This is a genomic window from Halomonas sp. 1513 (assembly GCA_001971685.1).
Taxonomy (GTDB): domain Bacteria; phylum Pseudomonadota; class Gammaproteobacteria; order Pseudomonadales; family Halomonadaceae; genus Franzmannia.
The window spans coordinates 937,225-956,946 of the sequence record CP019326.1 but is presented as its reverse complement, the minus strand read 5'-3'; the positions used below and the strand labels follow the sequence as shown (position 1 = coordinate 956,946).

The window sequence follows — 19,722 nt, the reverse complement described above, 5'->3', positions numbered from 1 at the left end:
GTAGCCCATGCGACTGATTCAATACCTCGACCAGGACCAGCTGCGGGTAGCGCTGGTGGAGAACAACGACAGCGTTCGTCCCCTCATCGTCGACGGCGGCACCTATGCCTTGGCGCGCATCGCCATCGACTCCGGCCAGCCGCTCACCCGGGTCGTCGAGGCGCGCCTCGGCGAGACCCTGGTCGACTACCAGGCGCTGGTCGACGAGCGGCGCCTGCTGCCGCCGCTGACCCATCCCGATCCGGCCCACTGCCTGGTTACCGGCACCGGCCTCACCCATCTGGGCAGCGCCGACACCCGCTCGGCGATGCACGCCAAGACGCAGGTGAGCGAGGAGGAGCTGACCGACTCGATGCGCATGTTCAAGCTCGGCGTGACGGGCGGCAAGCCCGCCCCCGGCGAGAGCGGTGCCCAGCCGGAGTGGTTCTACAAGGGCGACGGCGACTGCATCGTGGCCCCCGAGGCGGCGCTGCCCTCACCGGCCTTCGCCGAGGACGCCGGCGAGGAGCCGGAGCTCGCCGGGCTCTACCTGGTGGGCGCCGACGGCACCCCGTGGCGGGTCGGCTATGCGCTGGGCAACGAGTTCTCCGACCACGTCACCGAGCGCTTCAACTACCTGTGGCTGGCCCACTCCAAGCTGCGCGCCTGCAGCGTCGGCCCGGAGCTGCTGGTCGGCGAGCTGCCCACACACCTGGAGGGCGTCAGCCGCATCGTGCGTGACGGCGAGACGCTGTGGGAGAAGCCGTTCCTCACCGGCGAGGCCAACATGGCGCACAGCCTGGCCAACCTCGAGCACCACCACTTCAAGTACTCCAACTTCCGCCGCCCCGGCGATGTCCACGTGCACTTCTTCGGCACCGCGACGCTGAGCTTTGCAGACGGCATCAAGACCCGCGACGGCGATCGCTTCGAGGTCGAGCTGCCCGCCTTCGGACGGCCGCTGCGCAATCCACTGCGCGTCGAGGAGGAATCCACCAATACTCACATCGCCGCACTCTAGGTCGCGTCTCGCGTCGCGAGTTTCCAACGCCCACAACGCAGCAGGCCGGGGACAATGTCCCCGGCCTGCTTGCGTTGCCTACCCTGACCGCCTCGAAGGCGGCCGCGGTATCAGGCGCTGGTGCGGCGAATCGGCGCGTCGCCGTCGCTGCGACGGCGCGGTGCACGCTCCGGCGCGCCGCTGTCTTCGCTGATCTCCAGCGGACGACCGGCGACACGGGCGCGCGCCATCTTGGCCAGGATGCTGGACGGCAGCGAGCTGGGCAGTTCGACCACCGAGAAGGCGTTGCGGATATCGATACGGCCGATACGCGCGCCCTCGATGCCGCCTTCGTTGGCCAGCGCGCCGACCAGCTGGCCGGGCTTGACGCCATCCTTGTGGCCGACTGACACGCGGTAGCGGGTCATGCCTTCACGCGGAGCGCTGTCGCGACGCTTGGGCTTGCCGTCACGCGGGGCGCGATCGCTGGCACGCTCGGCGCGCGGCGCCTGCACACGGCCGATCGGTGCTTCGTCGGCGCGCGCCATGGCGGCGAACACGCAGGCCAGCTCGATCGGATCGTTGCCTTCGGCCACCAGGCGCTCGATCAGCGCTTTCTGCTCGTCGGCACCCGCGGTGATCATGCCCTGCACGCGCTTGGAGAACACCTCGTCGCGGTGAGCGCGGATCGTCGCTTCGTCGGGCAGCGGCATCTCGGCCATGTGCTGGCCGGTGGCCTGCTCCATCCAGCGCACCTTGCGGGTCTCGCGGAAGCCGACGAAGGTGATGGCGATGCCGGTCCGACCGGCACGGCCGGTACGCCCGATGCGGTGGGTGTAGGCCTCGCTGTCCTGCGGCAGGTCGTAGTTGATGACGTGGGTGATGCGCGGCACGTCGAGGCCGCGGGCGGCCACGTCGGTGGCGATCAGCACGTCGACCTTGCCACGCTTGAGGCGCGTGATGGTGCGCTCGCGCAGGCTCTGGTCGAGATCCCCCGACAGGCCGGCGGCGTTGACGCCGCGTGCGGTGAGCTGCTCGACCAGGGTGGTACAGGCGGCACGGGTACGCACGAAGACGATGGCACCGTCGACCGGCTCCACTTCGAGAATGCGCGCCAGGGCTTCCAGCTTGGCGCCGCCGTCGACGCGCACCATGCGCTGGTCGATGCTCGCGGCCGTGCCGGCGCTGGCCTCGATGGCCACCTTGACCGGGTCGACCAGGTAGCGATTGACGATGCGCTCGATCTCGGTCGGCAGCGTGGCCGAGAAGAATACCCGCTGGGCATCCTTGGGCGTGTCGGCGACAACGCGCTTGACGTCATCGATGAAGCCCATGCGCAGCATTTCGTCGGCTTCGTCGAGCACCAGGGCGGAGAGGCCGTCGAGCTTGAGGCTACCGCGATCCAGGTGGTCGATGATGCGGCCCGGGGTACCCACCACGACCTGCGCGCCGCGCTTGAGGGCGCCGAGCTGCTCGCGATATTCCTGGCCGCCGCACAGGGTGGCGACTTCCAGGCCCTTGAGGTTCTGGCCGTATTTGCTGAACGACACGGCGACCTGCTGGGCCAGCTCACGGGTCGGCGCCATCACCAGCACCTGGGGCTCGCGGCGGTCGAGGTCGATACGCGACAGGATCGGCAGCGCGAAGGCTGCGGTCTTGCCGGTACCGGTCTGGGCCTGGCCCAGCATGTCACGGCCTTCCAGCAGCGCAGGGATGGTCTGCAGCTGGATCGGCGAAGGAGTCTCGTAGCCCAGTGTTTCCACAGCGGAGAGAACGGCAGGCAACAGAGCAAGATCGCCGAAGCTCGGCGAAGCGACAGAAGTCGAGGTCATCAATCACACCTTGGTAGGCCGGTCAGTACCGGCAACAGAGTTTGGTGGTGTCCCTGATCCCATTAATATGCCGATCGTCACGGACGATCTGACCTGCCCCTTGGGGCAGCACGGGCGGAGTCTGGGACACCGGTCGCACCTGGCATCCGGTTCGCGTACGAAGATTCGGCAGGGCCGAATCGGCTCGGGCCATGGCGGGCAGCTGCTCGCATAGACCCTCGGCGAACCGCTGTGGCGACCGTTTGCGCCGCGCGGAATGACAATCCGCGTTCCTGGGCGCTCCATCTACATAGTCGGACGCATCTGGCGTCCTGCAAAGCGTCGTGCAGCATCATCGAATCAAGCAGCGATGAGCGACGAACCGTTACGATGGTGGGGTCAACACATGCGAGGAGCGCGCATGCTAACATCGCCACCCGACCCTGGCCAGTCTTTTCGCGGCCGCCATTCTTGCCCCTCTGTCAGGAGCCCCCATGCCGACCCTGTGGATCGATGCCGACGCCTGCCCCAAGGTGGCGCGTGAGATCATCCTGCGTGCCGCCGAACGCACCGCCACCCCCGCCTGGTTCGTGGCCAATCACCAGATCCCGCTGCCGCCGTCGCGCTGGGTCAAGTCGCTGGCGGTGGCCAGCGGCTTCGACGCCGCCGACAACGAGATCGTCGCCCGCCTCGCGGCCGGCGACCTGCTGATCAGCTCGGACCTGCCGCTGGCCATGGAGGCCATCGACAAGGGTGGGGCGGTGATGACCACCCGCGGCGAGATGCTGGACAAGAGTAATATCAAAGCCAGGGTACAGATGAGGGATTTCATGGAGACCTTGCGCGCCAGCGGCGAACACACCGGCGGGCCCAAGGGCTACTCCGACGTTGACCGCCGCGAGTTCGCCAATGCGCTGGATCGCTGGCTGGCGAAGAACGCCTAACCCTTCTCGCGAATCCCCTGCCCCGGCAGCCGCTGGCGGTCGTGGGCGCGTTCGAGGTCGAGCAGCGGCCCCTTGGGCACGATGCGGGTCGGGTTGATGGTGTCGTGGCTGTAGTAGTAGTGGCGCTTGATATGATCGAAGTCCACCGTCTCCTTGATGCCCGGCCACTGGTATAGCTCACGCAGGTAGTTCGACAGGTTCGGGTAGTCCTCGATGCGCTTGAGGTTGCACTTGAAGTGGCCGTGATAGACGGCATCGAAGCGCACCAGGGTCGTGAATAGCCGAATGTCGGCCTCGGTCAGCCACTCGCCGGCCAGGTAACGATGCTCGGCGAGGCGCGCCTCCATGCGATCCAGCGCCTCGAACAGCGCCACCACATGCTTGTCGTAGACCTTCTGGTCGGTGGCGAAGCCCGACTTGTAGACGCCGTTGTTGATGTGGTCGTAGACATCGGTGTTGACCGCATCGATGGTCTCGCGCAGGTCAGCCGGATAGAAATCGAGGCGATTGCCGGTCAGCTCGTCGAAGGCGCCGTTGAGCATGCGCAGCAGCTCGGCGGACTCATTGTTGACGATGCGCCGCTGCTGCTTGTCCCACAGCGCCGGCACGGTGACGCGGCCGGTATAGTGCGGATCGGTGAGAGTATAGAGCTCGCGATGATACTCGACGCCGTTGATCGGATCGCCACTCGAGCCCTCGTCCTCATGATAGGTCCAGCCCTGGTCGAGCATCAGCGGGCTGACGTGCGAGACGCCGATCAGCGCGTCCAGCCCCTTGAGCTTACGCAGGATCAGGGTGCGATGCGCCCAGGGGCAGGCCAGCGACACATACAGGTGATAGCGGTCCGCCTCGGCGGGCAATCCCGGCTGGCCGCCGGGACCGGGGCTGCCGTCGACCGTCACCCAGTCGCGCAGCTGGGCGGATTCACGCACGAATTCACCACCGTGCTTGTCGGTGTCGTACCACTGGTCGTGCCACTTGCCGTCGATCAACAGGCCCATGGGCCACCTCCGAGTCGAATGTAATCAAGTGGCCACAGCCTACCCCCATCGGCCCGACGCTCAAGCGCAAGTTTTGCGCTTAGTCATTCGATGGCGTCGAATCAACGTGCGTCTCGCAGCAGCCGAGCACGGCTTGCCTGAGCACTTCCGCCATGGCCTGAGCCGCGGGGCCTGCACGGTCGCGGTCGCGATAGATCAGCTGCATCGGCACCTCGCGAATCCCCCCTGCGCTGAGCGGCAGCGCCACCAGGGTGCCGCGCGCCAGCGCCTGGTCAATACGCGTCTCCGGTACCCAGGCAAAGCCCAGCCCACGCTCCAGCATATCCACCGAGGTGGCGAGATGGCTCAGCGTCCAGCGCTGCTCGGCCTTGAGCCAGCCGGCATCCATCGACTGGCGCTGGGCCGAGTCGCGTACCACCAGTTGGCGATGCTGCTTGAGATCGCGCAGGTCAAGGGGCCGACCGAGCCGGTGCAGTGGATGGTCGGGGTGTGCCACGGCGATGAAGCGCACCGTCACCAGCGGTTCGCCGAGAAAGCCTTGCGCCGCCAGTCCTGACGCCACCAGATCGGCGCGGCCGTCATAGAGCATCTCGATGCCACCGTTGAGCACCGTTTCATGAAGCTGCACGCGCACCCCGGGATAGCGCACCGAAAAGGCATCCAGCGCCCGGGCCAGGGCGTCCGGTGGAAACAGTTGGTCGATGGCCAGCACGATCTCCGCCTCGAGCCCCGCCGCCAGGCTTTCGGCCACGTCTTCGAGCGCTTCGGCGCTCTCGATCAATTGCCGCGCGCGCCGCAGCAGCAGCTCTCCGGCTTCGGTCAACCGCACCTGACGGCCTACCGGCTCCAGCACCTTGACGCCCAACTGCTCTTCCAGCTTGTGCACGGCGTGGTTGAGTGTCGAAGGGCTTTTATGTACCACCTCGGAGGCGCGTGCAAAGCCGCCATGGTCGACCACGGCAGCCAACATCTGCCACTGCGCTAGTGTCACACGGGACATTTCGAATTCCTCGAACAGTTGCAGCAAAACTATGCGCTTCTGATATCGCCTGTCCATCATCGATAATCCTCGGCATCAGTACCAACCTTTCCAAGGAGACTCTCCGATGACCCCCTCCCCTATCCGTTCAGTCGCCTCTGTGGTGCGCAGTCAGCCGAGCCAGGACGGCGACGGCGTGAAGATCAAGCGCATTCACGACTTCGGCGGCGGTATCGATCCTTTCTTGATGCTCGATGAGCTAGGCTCGGATCGACCCGACGACTATATCGGCGGCTTTCCGCCCCACCCGCACCGCGGCATTCAAACCCTGACCTACGTGATTCACGGCGGCCTGACCCATGAAGACCACATGGGACATTCCAGCACCATCAACGCGGGTGACGCCCAGTGGATGCATACCGGACGTGGCATCGTTCACTCCGAAATGCCGCTCACCGACCATCATGGCCTGCACGCCTTTCAGATGTGGCTGAGCCTTGCGGCCAAGGACAAGCTCAGCGACGCTACCTACCGCGACGTACGCTCAAGCGAGATGCCCTCTCTGCACGGCCAGGCTGCCAGGCTGATCGCCCTGGGCGGTGAATGGCGCGGTATCGAGCCACAGCAACACGTCGCCGGGCCGCTGGATGCACTGGCCGGTGATAGCGGCGTCGCTCATGTGATCATGGAGCATGGCGGGCGCCTGCTGCTGGAGCAAAGCGCCCCGATGCTGGCGGTCTATGTCTTCGACGGTGAGCTGGAGATCGGCGACCAGCGCATCACTGCCGGCCACCTGGCACGCCTCGGCGAGGGGCAGCACCTCTCGCTCGACAGCCACTCCGGCGCTCAGGCATTGATTCTCGCCGGCACCCCCCATCAGGAGCCGATCGCCCACTACGGGCCTTTCGTCATGAACACCCATGACGAGCTCGAACAGGCGTTAAAGGACTACCGGAGTGGCAACCTGACAGGATAAATCACTTGAATTACACCCCGGCGTACGCGAAAAACCAGGAATAAGCGCTACCTCGCCGGGGAAATCCAGCATGATCTACCGCTAGACGTTAGTCGAACAGCGTTGCCAAACCGCGGCCTAAATACCTGTGCTTATGTACAGTCTAGGCATCTCAAGCGGCTTGGGGTAAGGTTCTCGTGCCTTTTTACGTTCATCTAACAAGTCAAGGCCGTTATCATGTTGCGAATTCTTCATTCGCTGCCTCGCACGCACAAGTTACTTTTACTACCCGTCGCCACCATGGTCACCGTGCTAGGTACGCAAAAAATCATCGGCGCTTTCGACACTACAGGCGAAAGCCCCAGCGTCGCTTCACCAGCTTTCTTCCCCCTCGATTCAAATACCAACCGCGAAACAGGCGAACTCGATTTCGAGCGCAATGCCGTATCAGACGCGGTGAAAATGGCCAGTAATGCCTTGGATGCCACTCGCCAGTACGTCCCCATTGCCGAACTGGCGGCTCAGGAAATCGTCGACATCGACATGCTCTCTACGGCACAAGCGAGCGCTGAGCAGACGTCCGTCGCCGCCACTACCGCGGAATCCATCGATGTCGATGAGCAGCAGCCGGAAGACTCGCCGGCAACCATTGATACCGACGTGCTGCATCTTGCTCTACATCTTCCCGAGATGGGCCAGTCCGACGATCTGGCGCTGGTCGATGAGTCCATGCAGGATGCCGGCTTAGACGACGACTCGCTGGCTTCTTATACCGCCTACGATTATGACGACTACCTCGACGGCCCCCTGGTGCTGTTCGACGATGGCGACGTATTTCTCGATGAAGAGCTAGTAGCCGAACAGACCTATGTGCCCGAATGGGAAACCTATACGGTGCAGCAGGGCGATACGTTCGCGGTAATGGCCCAGCAAACCCTCGGCCTCGGCTACAGCGAAGTGCTGCAGCTACTCGACAAGATGCCCGATCGCAATGTTCTGACCCGTTGGCGGGCCGGGCACAATTTCGACTACCAGCTCGATGAAGATGGGCAACTCCTGGCGCTGCGTGTGATGAAGAATCCACGCAGCGGCTTCTTGATAGAGCGCGACCCCGAGACGGCCTTCGAGGTCTCGAGCATCGAGAAGGCAGGCGAACCTACCCAGCGGTTGTTTGCCGGGACAGTGAGCGGTAGCTTCGGACGCTCCGCCGAGGCCACCGGTCTGTCCGCCTCAGAAGTCGCCCAGCTCAGCAAACTGCTGGAGAAAAAACTCGACTTCCGACGCGACACCCGTCGCGGCGATCGCTTCCAGGTGCTGGTGGAATCCGACCTGATCGACGGCCAGAGCCTCGACTCCCGCGTGCTGGCAGTCAAGTACGAAGGCGCGCGGATGGATCTGACGGTGGTTCGCAACAGCTCCGACAACCGTTTCTATACCCCCGATGGTGCAAGCCTCGACCCGGCCTTCGAGCGCTACCCCTTCAACGGCAACTATCGCCAGAGTTCTTCATTCAACCTGCGCCGCAAGCATCCGGTCACTGGGCGCGTCAGCCCGCACTACGGCACCGACTGGGCGATGCCGATCGGCACCTCGATCAATGCCCCCGCCGATGGTCGCGTGGAGAAGGTAGGCAATCACCCGCTGGCCGGCCGCTTCATCGTGGTACGCCACGATAACGGCTACCGCACCCGCTACCTGCATCTCTCCGAGCCGCTGGTCAGCCGTGGTGATCGCGTCAGCATGGGCGAGACCATTGCCAAATCCGGCAACACCGGGCGCAGCACCGGCCCACACCTGCATTACGAGGTGATCGTCAACGGCAACCAGGTCGACCCGATGCGCGTCGACCTGCCCGAGAACCAGAGCCTCGAAGGTGATGCCCTGGCCGCCTTCCAGCGCGAGTCCGAGCGCCTGCTGGCGACGCTCGAAAGCGGCGAAACCGGCACCGTCATCGCCAGCACCAGTACCGGCGAGCCCGAGCCGCGCCGCCCTGGCGACGACAGCTAGACTCCCGCACTGACCCCACGACGCCCCGCCCTTGAACTGACCCCCAATAGTTGGACGGCTCATTCAGTCGGCGCTCAAGGCCTGAGTCCTGTACTGCACAGGGCTCAGGCCTTTTAATTTCATCTTGATACGCTCGTGGTTGTAGTAATGGATGTAACGGTCGAGGCCTTGCTGCAGCTGCTCTATGGTGTCGAACCGGTTCAAATGGAAGTATTCAGCCTTCAGGGTGCCGAAGAAGCTCTCCATCGCAGCATTGTCCAGACAGTTCCCTTTCCGTGACATGCTACGGAGTATCCGCTTCTCCACCACTAGGCGGCGATATCTGGGGTGGCGATAATGCCAGCCCTGATCCGAGTGGAGCAGCGGCCGGTCCCCCGCGATCAGCCTGCTAAAGGCTTTCTTGAGCATACCCTTCACCAGGTCGAACACCGGGCGTGGCCCTGTCTGGAAGGCAATGATCTCTCCGTTATATAGATCCATGACCGGTGACAGGTAGAGCTTCTGGCCATTGACCTTGAATTCGGTGATGTCTGTCACCCACCGTTGATGGGGACGCTGAGCCTGAAACCGACGCTGCAACGTATTCGGGGCGGCGTAGCCTTCCGCGCCTCGGTAGGCACGATACCGCTTAGGGCGAACCAGGGACTTCAAGCCTAGCTGTTGCATCAACCGCTGGACGGTCTTGTGGTTGATCGCCTCACCTGCCTGCCGCAGAACGGAGGTGATGCGACGGTAGCCATAGCGCCCTTTGTGGCGGTCGTAGATCGCCCGGATACGCGCCTTCAGAGCCGCGTACCGATCGTCAGCGTCCAAGGCCTTGATCTGGTAGTAGAACGTGCTGCGCGGCAGCTCGGCCGCACGCAGCAGCAGCGCCAGTGAGTGCTCATGCCTTAATCCTTGGACGGCTTGGGCTTTTTGCCCCGCGTCGTCGCCCGCTTTTCCTGGATCAAGGCATCGAGCTTTTTTAAGTAGGCATTCTCTGCCCGTAGATAGGCCAGTTCCTCGAGCAGTTCCTCATGGGAGCGCTCCTCATCGGCGCAAGGCTTGGGCGGTGATGGGGGCTTCTGGGGCATGGGGCGGCGTCCCTTACGCTTTGGGGCTAACGCGGTCAGACCCCCACTATGATATTGGCGTTCCCATCTGCCAATAGCGCCAGCGGCACGGATATCAAACAGGGCCTCGGCCTGACGGATCGACAAGCCGTCGCGCCACATCCTTTCCAGCACCTCACGCTTGAACGATGAGCCGTAGTGGTGGCGCGTCTGGCGTAACCCTGAAGGACCATGCTGCCGGTAATGCTCCAGCCATCGCCGGACCATGGAATAATCCAGCTCAAGCTGGCGGGCTACCTCCTTTATGCTGCCCCCCACGCGCAGACATTGCTGCACCACCTGCCACTTGAACTGCTCGCTATATCGATTCCTCATAGAAACACCCCGAAGGTTGGGTTGGATGTCCAACTTTCGGGGTGCAGTTCACCTGCGGGGCGTCGTCGTTTCTAGGCCTTGGCCGGCAGCGTCGCAGTGGCGAAGCGCAGCAGCAGCGCATAGCTCAGCACGGCCACTAGCACGCCCACCAGCGGCGGCAGCAGCGGCGAGAGATAGGCGGCCAGCGAGCCCAGCGCATAGGCCATCAGTCCCACCCAGCGAAAGGCCGGCAGGCTCGCGGACTCGAGAGACGGATAGCGCCCCTTATGGCGCAGCCAGAAATCGGCCATGATCACGCCGCCGATCGGTGGGATGAAGGTGCCCAGCAGCACCAGGTAGGGAATCAGCAGGTCGTACATGCCGCCGACCGCCAGCAGCGTACCGATAGCGGCACCGACCACGGTCACCAGGCGTCGACGGGTCGTGCGCAGCAGGTTGCAACCGGCCACGGCGAAGTTGTAAATGGTGTTGTCCTGGGTGGTCCAGATATTCAGGAACAGCATCAACACCGCCAGCACCACGAACCCTTGCGCCAGCATCACGTCGACGATGTCCGCCTGCTGATAGATCAGCGCGCCCAGCGCACCGGTGAGTACCATCAGCCCGTTGCCGACACAGAAGGCCGCCAGGGTGGCGATCACCGCGATTTTCGGCGAACGCGCGAAGCGGCTCCAGTTGGTCGCCTGGGTCCCGCCACTCACGAAGGTGCCGATGATCACCGTGACGGCCGCGGCAAAACTCATGCTGTCGGTGGGCGTCTGGCCCAGCAGGCCGCTCAACCCGCCAATATCGTGCATGCCGGTATAGAGGCTGATCAGGATGAACAGCAGCATGGCCGGCACGGCAAAACGCGACAGCCAGTCGAGCCCGCGATAGCCGATCATCGCCGTGATGCAGAAGGCCATGCCGAACACCACCATCAGCGGGACCTCCATCCAGCCGGGCAGGTTAGTGGTTTGCACCAGGATCACCGCAATGGTGGCCGTCCCCCAGGCGTACCAGCCGATCTGGGTGAAGCCGAGCAGCAAGTCGGAGAGCTTGCTGCCAAGCTCACCGAAGCAGAAGCGCCCCATCAGTACCGAGTTGAGGCCGCTGCGACAGGCGATATACGCCAGTGCCGCGGCATAGCCGCCAAGCAGCAGGTTGCCGATGGTGATCACCCATAGCAGTTCACCAAAGGTGAATGCCGTGCCCAGCGAGCCGCCCGCCCACATCGTCGCCGTAAACAAGGTAAAACCCAGCAGCACCATGGTCGTCGAGAGCAGTCCTTTGCGGCGACTCGCCGGTACGGCGCTGAGCGGATAATCGGATGTTTTCATTGTTAGCTCCGGAATGAATGCAATGCCCGTCTAGCGTCGAGCAACCCCAGCAGCACCTCGCGATACAGCTCCTCCATGGTCGCGAAGTAGTAGTGCACGTTCGACTTGGGCAGGTCAGCCAACTGAGCGATATCGCCCATGGCGGCGCCCGCATAGCCCTTCTCGGCGAAGACCCGCTCGGCGGCGAGCAGGATCTTTTCGACATTGCGGGGACGAATATCGCCCTTCTTCTTGGCCATCCCGTCTCCTTGCACCCCGTCTCACGCTGAACGCTGGCCACCGCCCGTCGGCGAGGCGCTATCCAGCGTACCATTCCCCCCCCCCGGGCCGCGCAACCACGCCCAAGCCGACGCCGAGCCGCCCCGGTTTCCTGCACCCCGGCATGGCGGCACCCCATTGCCAGTGCACCAACATGCACCATGCAGCGCAGCATTCCGCGCGACTCGAATGTCATAAGTAATTGAATAAAAAATAAAATCAAGCGAACGGCAAGCTAATTGCTAGATCAATGTCAGATATTGACGTGGACCAGGCTCAGACCGAGTACGAGTGCGTCGACCTGACCTTCAACGGCGAAGGCCCTGATCGTGAGTTCGACCGTCACTTGACGAGGTTAGTCCCATGGAAATTCGCAACAAGGCCAACAAGATTCGCCTGTTGAACTTCAGCACTCCGCAAATGCGAGCCTTCCACTTCTCGTGGTTCGCCTTTCATATCTGTTTCTTCGGCTGGTTCGGCATCGCTCCACTGATGGCGGTGGTACGCGAAGACCTCAACCTTACCCAGACCCAGATCGGCAACACCATCATCGCCTCTGTCGCGATCACCGTGGTCGTGCGCCTGCTGATCGGCGTGCTGTGCGACCGCATCGGCCCGCGCAAGGCCTACTCAGGGCTGCTGATCTTCGGTTCGATCCCGGTGATGGGCATCGGCTTCGCCAACAGTTTCGAAACCTTCCTGCTGGCCCGCCTGGCGATCGGTGCGATTGGCGCCTCCTTCGTGATTACTCAGTACCACACCACCATGATGTTCGCCCCCAACGTGGTCGGCACCGCCAACGCCACCTCGGCAGGCTGGGGTAACCTGGGCGGTGGCACCACCCAGATCCTGATGCCGCTGATCTTCTCCGGCATCCTGATGCTCGGCGTCAGCGAGACCCTCGGCTGGCGCCTGGCCATGGTCGTGCCCGGCGTGGTGCTGTTCATTACCGGCATCTGCTACTACCGGTTTACCCAGGATGCACCCAACGGCAACTTCGAGGACCTGCGCGCCCGCGGCGAGCTTCCCCAGGCAGACGGCGACAGCGGCGCCGGCCAGACCTTTCTGGCAGCCGCCAAGGACATCCGCGTCTGGGCACTGTTCGTGGTCTACGCCATCTGCTTCGGCGTCGAATTGACCATCAACAATATCGCCGCCATCTATTTCTTCGATCACTTCGATCTGACCTTGGCCACCGCCGGCATGATTGCCGGGCTGTTTGGCCTGATGAACGTGTTCGCCCGCACCATGGGCGGTATCTTCTCGGATCTGTTCGCCAAGCATGGTGGCCTCAAGGGCCGCGTACGCTGGCTGTTCATCGCCCTGGTGTGCGAGGGCATCGCCCTGGTCGCTTTCTCGCAGATGCACGTGCTCTCCTACGCCATCGGCATCATGCTGGTATTCAGCCTGTTCGTGCAGATGGCCGAAGGCGCCACCTACGGCGTGGTGCCCTTTATCAACAAGAAGGCGCTGGGCGCGGTGGCCGGCATCGTCGGCGCCGGCGGCAACGTCGGCGCCGTGGCCGCAGCCTTTCTGTTCCGTTCGGAAGCCATCACCTACCAGCAAGGGCTGTTCTATCTTGGCCTGACCGTGCTGGTACTGGCCTCCTGTGCCCTGCTGGTACGCTTCTCTCCGGAGACCGAGGCCGAAGAGGCCGCCGCCTATCAAGATGCCGTGGGCGACGAGACCGGCGCCGGTGCACTCTCGCTGCGCTGATCGCAGCCCGCACCGACACCTGGCTCGACCCGATAGCAAGCCGCCGCTCGCAAGGGCGGCGGCTTGCGTGGCGAGAGATGATGCGTCACTCACTGAGGAGGCCTAGCCCATGACCCCCACCCACCGTCTACTGCAGGCCGCCAAGCGAAGCGAAATAGGCAACCTCGAGCGGCTCGCCGCCACCTGCGAACTGGTCGGCGATATCAGCCGCTTCGTGCATGCGCTGCAAAAAGAGCGTGGCGCCTCGAACATCTACCTCACCTCCCGCGGCCAGCGCTTTAGCGCACGACGGCTGGAGCGTGTCAGCGACAGCCTCAAGCGCGAGCAGGCGATACGCGAGCGTCTCGATGACCTTCCGCAGCAGGCCGCGAGCAATGCGCGACTGCTCAAGCGCATCGCCTGCGTGTGGGCTGCTCTCGACGCCCTGCCCACGCTGCGTAGGGAGATCGAGTCACTGGCGATCAGTGCCGATGCCGCTACCCGCACCTACAATCGGCTGATCGGCGGGCTATTGGCGGTGGTCTTCGACGCTGCCGACACCGCCGACGATCCCGACGTGACCCACTCGCTGGTGGCGATTTTCCACTTCATGCAGGGCAAGGAGCTGGCCGGTCAGGAACGCGCCTGCGGCGCTATCGGCTTCACCGCCGGCGAGTTCGACGCCGCCCATCGCCAGCTACTTTTGCAGTTGATCGACGCCCAGCAGCGCTGTTTCGATACCTTCTGTGAGTTCGCCAGCGATGCTGCACGCGAGCACTGGCAGCAGCAGCACGCCCCGCGCCGTCAGGATGGAATCCAGCAGCTACGCAAGCAGGCCTGCAGCGATCACGCAGCCCAGCTGAATCACGCGCTTGGCGAAACCTGGTATGAACTCACTACCGCACGCATCGACGCCATGCAGCAGGTCGAAGCGCAATTGACGGCCGAGCTTTCCCAGCTTTGCCACCGCAAGATCGAGCAGGCCCAGGCCGACATCAACGACCAGCAGCAGTTGGATGCCTCACTGCACGATGCCATCGAACAGTGCTCTACCTGCGAACAGCTGGTCGACCTGTTTCCACAGGAGGCGACCCACGAACTCGGCCAGTTGACCGCCAACGCGGTCGAATCACGGCTTAACCGCGCGCTGATCGACCTTATGCAGTCTCAGAATGCGCGACTGCAACATATCAGCGATGAGCTGGAAAATACTCGTGAAATGCTGCGCGAGCGCAAGCTGATAGAGCGTGCCAAGGGCATGATCATGGAGCATCAGCAGATGAGCGAAGACCAGGCCTATCGCTTCCTGCGCAAGGCGTCCATGGACCAGAGCAAGAGCATGGCCGAGATGGCAAGAACCATCATCGACCTGGCCAATATTCTACAAAAGCGCCAGGCCTGAGGTCGCAAGTGGTGCGCTGCATCATGCCCGCGCACCAAGACAACGCCACGCCTGGTTTCGGCTCACCGCCACCGATATACGCAAGTCATTGTTAACGAAAGCATCGCCTCGACTAAATGTGAAAATGGCACCCTAACTGCAACGCTATTGGCGTACGCTGAGTCAACGACGGTTCAGCTCCCAGGCAGTTTTCAATAGCGGACAACGGCGTCTGATTAAGAATCACCCAGTGTGGGTGGGGCTTATATCAGGCGCCGTTTCTTTGTTTGGAGCCATCGCATGAACAACAACAGATTCAAGGGCTACTCCCCTCAGCGTCGTCGCTTTCTGAAGAACTCCGCCACCCTGGTCGGCGGCTCGGCGCTGCTCAGCAGCCTACCCGTTAGCTGGGCCTTCGCCGACGGCAAGCCGGAAACCACCGCGGCCAAGCTTGGCTTTATCGCCCTGACCGATGCCGCCCCGCTGTTCGTCGCCGATGAAAAGGGCTTCTTCGCCAAGCACGGCATGACCGATGTCGAGGTGCTCAAGCAGTCCTCCTGGGGCACCACCCGCGATAACCTGGTGCTCGGCTCGCAGCGCAACGGCATCGACGGAGCACACATCCTCACGCCGATGCCCTATCTGATCAGCTCCGGCGCCGTCACGCCCAATAACCAGCCGGTACCGATGAGCATCCTGGCCCGCCTCAACCTCAACGGCCAATGCATCTCGGTGGGCCGCGACTACGCCGACCTGGAGGTGCAGCTCGATACCCGTGAGTTCGGCCAGGCGCTGGCCGAGAAGCGCGCCGGTGGCGACGAGGCGACAGCCGCCATGACCTTCCCTGGCGGTACCCACGATATGTGGATTCGCTACTGGATGGCGGCGGGCGGCATCGACCCCAACCGCGACGTCTCGACCATCACCATTCCTCCCGCCCAGATGGTCGCCAATATGCGCGTTGGCAGCATGGATACCTTCTGTGTCTGCGAGCCCTGGAACCATCAGCTGGTCAACCAAGGCATCGGCTATACCGCCAATACCACCGGTGAACTGTGGAACGACCACCCGGAAAAAGCCTTCGCCATGCGCAGTGATTACGTGGAGGAAAACCCCAACGCTACCCAGGCTCTGTTGATGGCGATCATGGAGGCACAGATGTGGTGTGAGGACCCGGCTAACCATGAAGAGATGGCACAGATCTGCTCACGTCGCCGCTGGATTCATGCGCCCTATGACGACCTTATCGACCGTATCCAGGGCAACTTCGACTACGGTACGGGCCGCGTCGTCGAGAACCATCCGCAGATGATGCGCTACTGGGACCGTCACGCCTCTTACCCCTTCAAGAGCCACGACCTGTGGTTCCTGACCGAGAATCAGCGCTGGGGCTACCTGCCGCAGGATCTCGATAGCGCCGCCCTGATCGAACGCGTCAATCGCGAGGACCTATGGCGCCAGGCCGCCGAACGACTCGGCGTGGCATCAAGCGACATTCCCGACTCGACATCCCGCGGCGTCGAGACCTTCTTCGACGGCAAGACATTCGATCCCGAGGATCCCCAGGCCTATCTCGATAGCCTCGAGATCAAGCGCCTGGCCTGAGCCATATCCCTCGCACCATTACTGACACAGGAGAATCGCCATGAGCGTTTCATCCAGCGCTGACAGCACTGACCAGCCGCTGATGGGCGGCTGGTCGGCCAACCTTCACCGCCTTCGCGACACCTTGATCCACAATGTTCTGCCACCGGTGATCATCCTCGCCGTGCTCGGGGCAATCTGGGAGATCCTCTGCTCCTCGCCTGGCGCAGCGCTGCCGCCTCCCTCCCAGGTGATCAGCGACACCTGGGAGCTGATCGTCGACCCCTTCTACGACTACGGCGGCAACGACAAGGGCATGGGCTGGCAGATACTGGCCAGCCTCGAGCGAGTCGCCTACGGCTACTCGCTGGCCGTCGTGGCCGGCATCAGCCTCGGCGTGCTGGTCGGCCAGTCCACCTGGGCCATGCGCGGGCTCGACCCGGTCTTCCAGGTGCTGCGCACCGTCCCGCCGCTGGCCTGGCTGCCGATCTCGCTGGCCGGTTTCCAGGACAGCACTCCCTCGGCCATCTTCGTGATCTTCATCACCGCCATCTGGCCGATCATCATCAACACCTCGGTCGGCGTGCGAAACATCCCCGAGGATTACCGCAACGTGGCGCGGGTACTGCGCCTCAATGGCCTGGAGTACTTCACCCGCATCATGCTGCCGGCCGCCGCGCCCTACATCTTCTCCGGGCTGCGCATCGGCGTGGGCCTGTCGTGGCTGGCCATCGTCGCCGCCGAGATGCTGATCGGCGGCGTGGGCATCGGCTTCTTCATCTGGGATGCCTGGAACGCCTCGATGATCAGCGACATCGTGCTGGCGCTGGTCTATGTCGGCATCGTCGGCTTCTTCCTCGACCGTATGGTCGCCTACATCGGCAACCGCGTGACCCGCGGCACCGCCCAGGGCTAAGGAGACTTCCCATGACCCAACGCTATCTCAGCATCGAACAGGTCGACATGACCTTTCACTCCAAGGGCGGCTCGAGCAACGTGCTCAAGGGCATCGACCTGAGCGTCGCCCGCGGCGAGTACATCTCGATCATCGGCCACTCTGGCTGCGGCAAGTCGACCCTGCTCAACATCATCGCCGGGTTGACCGAGTCCACCTCCGGCGCGGTGATCCTCGACGGCAAGGAGGTCAACGCCCCGGGCCCCGATCGCAGCGTGGTGTTTCAGAACCACTCGCTGCTGCCGTGGCTGACCGTCTACGAGAACGTTGCCCTGGCGGTCAACAAGACCTGTGCGCGCACCAAGACCAAGGCCGAACGTCACGCCTGGATTCTCAAGAACCTCGAGATGGTCGGCATGAGCCACGCGCTGGACAAGCGTCCGGCGGAGATCTCCGGCGGCATGAAGCAGCGCGTCGGCATCGCCCGGGCGCTGGCCATGGAGCCCAAGGTGCTGCTGCTCGATGAGCCCTTCGGCGCCCTCGACGCCCTGACCCGCGCTCACCTCCAGGAGGAGGTGATGCGTATCCAGGATGAGCTCGGTAACACCGTGATCATGATCACCCACGACGTCGACGAAGCGGTGCTGCTCTCCGATCGCATCGTGATGCTGACCAACGGCCCCTCGGCGCGTATCGGCGAAGTCCTCGACATCGACCTGCCGCGGCCGCGCAATCGCATCACCCTGGCCGATGATCCGGCCTACAATCGCTACCGCCAGGAAGTGCTGCGCTTTCTCTACGAGAAGCAGCGCAAGGTCGAAAGGCTCGCCGAGCGGCGCGAGAAGTCGCCCGCATCGCCACCGACCAAGGCCCGCGCCTGAGCCCATCGGCACCGGGCCGAGCGCAGCAACGACCGCCGCCTGCGGGTGGCGGTCGTTGCATCTTGGCACGATGGAATGACGACAAAGATGGCAAGGCGGCGATCCCCGGACCATGCTCATAGCCATCGACCGCGATCCAGAGCCCGCCCATGACCGATGTCACCCCCGTCACGGTGTTTTACGACCAGCGCATGCTGGCCCACGAACCCAGCCCCGATGCCGCGTTCCTGCCCGGCCGTATGGATACCCGCATTCGCCAGCTGCTGTCGGGGCTCGGGGTGCCCTGGAAGTATCCAGAGCACCCGGGCAGACTGACCGCCATCCAGCAGTTCCTGGCGCTGACGCCCATCGACGGCGTGACCTACGCCGACGGCAAGGCCGCCACTCAAGAACAGCTCGGTCGGGTACACACCTCGTCCTACCTCGAGCAGGTGTTCAAGCTGCGTGGCCAATACGCCTGGCTGGACGTGGATACCACGGCCGTCTCGCCGGGCAGCGTCGAGGCCGCCGAGGTGGCCGCCGGCACCGCCATCGCCGCCGTGGAATCAGTGGTTGCCGGGCACACTGCCAGCGCCTTCGCCCTGGTACGCCCACCGGGGCACCACGCCGAGCCGGTGCGAGCGCGAGGCTTCTGCCTGTTCAACAACGTGGCAGTGGCCGCCGCCCACGCCAAGGCGGCGCTGGGCTGCCAGCGCATCATGATTCTCGATTGGGATGCGCATCACGGCAACGGCACCCAGGACATCTTCTGGGCCGACCCCGACGTGCTGTTCATCGACCTGCACCGCGGCGCGCCCTTCTATCCCGGCTCCGGTAGCCTGGAAGAGGTCGGGGTGGGTCTCGGCGAAGGCACCACGGTGAATATCCCGATGCCGGCCGATGCCGGCGACGCGGCCTACCTGCTGGCCTTCGAACGCATCATCGAACCCGCAGCGGACTGGTTCAAGCCCGACCTGATCCTGGTCTCGGCGGGCTTCGACCCCCACGCCCACGACCTGGCGCTGAACGTCTCCTACCGTGGCTTCGCCTCGATGACACACCGCCTCAAGCTGCTCGCCGAGCGCCACTGCGAGCGGCGGCTGGTATTCGTGCTCGAGGGCGGCTACAACCTGATTTCGCTGTCACACGGCGTCAAGGCCGTGCTCGAGGTGCTCGCAGGTGCGGTTCCGCCGCCGCCGGGCGAGTGCGGCATCGCCGAAGTCGAGGCCGCCGCGGCCTTTCATCGCAGCGCCTTTACCCAATCCTGACAGCAGGAGGCCGGTCGGCGGTTAACTCCTTGAGTTGGCGCTTGGCTACCGCCAGCCCCTCGTGGCCCAGGGGCGTGGCGCGATACAGCTTGCGCCGCGTGCTGCCCTGCTGCTCCTGACGTGAGCGCAGATAGCCCTTGCGCTCCATGGCATGCAGCATGGGATAGAGAGTGCCGGGGCTGAGCCGATAGCCGTGGCGCGCCAACTCGTCGATCATCCACTGGCCGTAGATGTCGTGCTCGGCAGCGTGGTGCAGCACGTGCAGCCGCACCAACCCCGATAGCAGATCATGATGTTCCATGTTGTTGACTCGCCGATGACAACTAACGAAAATCGATATTGGTTTTCGTTTTAGCAAG

At 63.6% G+C, this 19,722-nt stretch carries 17 protein-coding genes and 1 pseudogene; 10 read left to right on the top strand and 8 right to left on the bottom strand.

Annotation, left to right across the window (positions count from 1 at the left end):
• Window positions 1-7: 7 nt before the first annotated feature.
• Window positions 8-1,000: an FAH family protein gene (locus BWR19_04395; protein ID APX92238.1), complete on the top strand. Its 993-nt coding sequence runs from the start codon at window positions 8-10 to the stop codon at window positions 998-1,000.
• A 110-nt stretch (window positions 1,001-1,110) separates the two neighbouring features.
• Here the strand turns inward: BWR19_04395 and BWR19_04390 are convergent, their stop codons facing one another.
• Window positions 1,111-2,811: an RNA helicase gene (locus BWR19_04390; protein ID APX92237.1), complete on the bottom strand. Its 1,701-nt coding sequence runs from the start codon at window positions 2,809-2,811 to the stop codon at window positions 1,111-1,113.
• A 473-nt stretch (window positions 2,812-3,284) separates the two neighbouring features.
• Here BWR19_04390 and BWR19_04385 point away from each other — a divergent pair, with 473 nt between their 5' ends.
• Window positions 3,285-3,734, top strand: coding sequence for a hypothetical protein (locus tag BWR19_04385; GenBank protein APX92236.1), 450 nt, complete (start codon window positions 3,285-3,287; stop codon window positions 3,732-3,734).
• Here the strand turns inward: BWR19_04385 and BWR19_04380 are convergent.
• Together BWR19_04380 and BWR19_04375 are read right to left on the bottom strand one after the other, a co-directional pair.
• Window positions 3,731-4,735 carry a glutathione-dependent reductase gene (locus BWR19_04380; protein APX92235.1) on the bottom strand — a complete coding sequence of 335 codons (1,005 nt, stop codon included), beginning with the start codon at window positions 4,733-4,735 and terminating at the stop codon, window positions 3,731-3,733. The genes BWR19_04385 and BWR19_04380 overlap by 4 nt on opposite strands.
• A 79-nt stretch (window positions 4,736-4,814) precedes the next feature.
• Complete coding sequence (locus BWR19_04375) at window positions 4,815-5,735, bottom strand: LysR family transcriptional regulator (GenBank protein ID APX94894.1); 921 nt, start codon at window positions 5,733-5,735, stop codon at window positions 4,815-4,817.
• A gap of 106 nt (window positions 5,736-5,841) precedes the next feature.
• Between BWR19_04375 and BWR19_04370 the strand changes: the two genes are divergently transcribed.
• Together BWR19_04370 and BWR19_04365 are read left to right on the top strand one after the other, a co-directional pair.
• Window positions 5,842-6,690 (top strand): nuclease PIN, encoded by an 849-nt coding sequence (locus tag BWR19_04370; protein APX92234.1) that lies wholly within the window; start codon window positions 5,842-5,844, stop codon window positions 6,688-6,690.
• A 216-nt stretch (window positions 6,691-6,906) separates the two neighbouring features.
• Window positions 6,907-8,676: a peptidase M23 gene (locus tag BWR19_04365; protein APX92233.1), complete on the top strand. Its 1,770-nt coding sequence runs from the start codon at window positions 6,907-6,909 to the stop codon at window positions 8,674-8,676.
• A 63-nt stretch (window positions 8,677-8,739) separates the two neighbouring features.
• On the opposite strand, the gene BWR19_04360 is transcribed toward BWR19_04365, so the two are convergent.
• The 4 genes and pseudogenes from BWR19_04360 to BWR19_04345 all read right to left on the bottom strand — a co-directional run bounded on the left by BWR19_04360 (window position 8,740) and on the right by BWR19_04345 (window position 11,661).
• A complete protein-coding gene (locus BWR19_04360) occupies window positions 8,740-9,546 on the bottom strand; it encodes a transposase (GenBank protein ID APX92232.1) in 807 nt (268 codons plus the stop codon).
• A gap of 20 nt (window positions 9,547-9,566) precedes the next feature.
• Entirely contained in the window at window positions 9,567-10,103 is a 537-nt protein-coding gene (locus tag BWR19_04355) for a transposase (protein ID APX92231.1), read from the bottom strand.
• A 71-nt stretch (window positions 10,104-10,174) separates the two neighbouring features.
• On the bottom strand, window positions 10,175-11,422 hold the full coding sequence (locus BWR19_04350; GenBank protein APX92230.1) for a cytosine permease: 1,248 nt from the start codon (window positions 11,420-11,422) through the stop codon (window positions 10,175-10,177).
• 38 nt (window positions 11,423-11,460) lie between these two features.
• Window positions 11,461-11,661: pseudogene (locus BWR19_04345) on the bottom strand (TetR family transcriptional regulator).
• Between the two features lie 382 nt (window positions 11,662-12,043).
• On the opposite strand from BWR19_04345, the gene BWR19_04340 reads away from it, so the two are divergent.
• The 6 genes from BWR19_04340 to BWR19_04315 all read left to right on the top strand — a co-directional run bounded on the left by BWR19_04340 (window position 12,044) and on the right by BWR19_04315 (window position 19,363).
• Window positions 12,044-13,396 (top strand): MFS transporter, encoded by a 1,353-nt coding sequence (locus BWR19_04340; GenBank protein APX92229.1) that lies wholly within the window; start codon window positions 12,044-12,046, stop codon window positions 13,394-13,396.
• 109 nt (window positions 13,397-13,505) lie between these two features.
• Window positions 13,506-14,777: a response regulator receiver protein gene (locus BWR19_04335; protein APX92228.1), complete on the top strand. Its 1,272-nt coding sequence runs from the start codon at window positions 13,506-13,508 to the stop codon at window positions 14,775-14,777.
• A gap of 279 nt (window positions 14,778-15,056) precedes the next feature.
• Window positions 15,057-16,361 (top strand): bicarbonate-binding protein, encoded by a 1,305-nt coding sequence (locus tag BWR19_04330; GenBank protein APX92227.1) that lies wholly within the window; start codon window positions 15,057-15,059, stop codon window positions 16,359-16,361.
• A gap of 82 nt (window positions 16,362-16,443) precedes the next feature.
• Window positions 16,444-17,256 carry a nitrate ABC transporter, permease protein gene (locus BWR19_04325; protein APX94893.1) on the top strand — a complete coding sequence of 271 codons (813 nt, stop codon included), beginning with the start codon at window positions 16,444-16,446 and terminating at the stop codon, window positions 17,254-17,256.
• 11 nt (window positions 17,257-17,267) lie between these two features.
• A complete protein-coding gene (locus BWR19_04320) occupies window positions 17,268-18,116 on the top strand; it encodes a nitrate ABC transporter ATP-binding protein (protein ID APX92226.1) in 849 nt (282 codons plus the stop codon).
• A gap of 149 nt (window positions 18,117-18,265) precedes the next feature.
• Entirely contained in the window at window positions 18,266-19,363 is a 1,098-nt protein-coding gene (locus BWR19_04315; GenBank protein APX92225.1) for a histone deacetylase, read from the top strand.
• Here BWR19_04315 and BWR19_04310 read toward each other — a convergent pair.
• Window positions 19,350-19,664 carry a PadR family transcriptional regulator gene (locus BWR19_04310; protein APX92224.1) on the bottom strand — a complete coding sequence of 105 codons (315 nt, stop codon included), beginning with the start codon at window positions 19,662-19,664 and terminating at the stop codon, window positions 19,350-19,352. The genes BWR19_04315 and BWR19_04310 overlap by 14 nt on opposite strands.
• Window positions 19,665-19,722 lie beyond the last annotated feature (58 nt).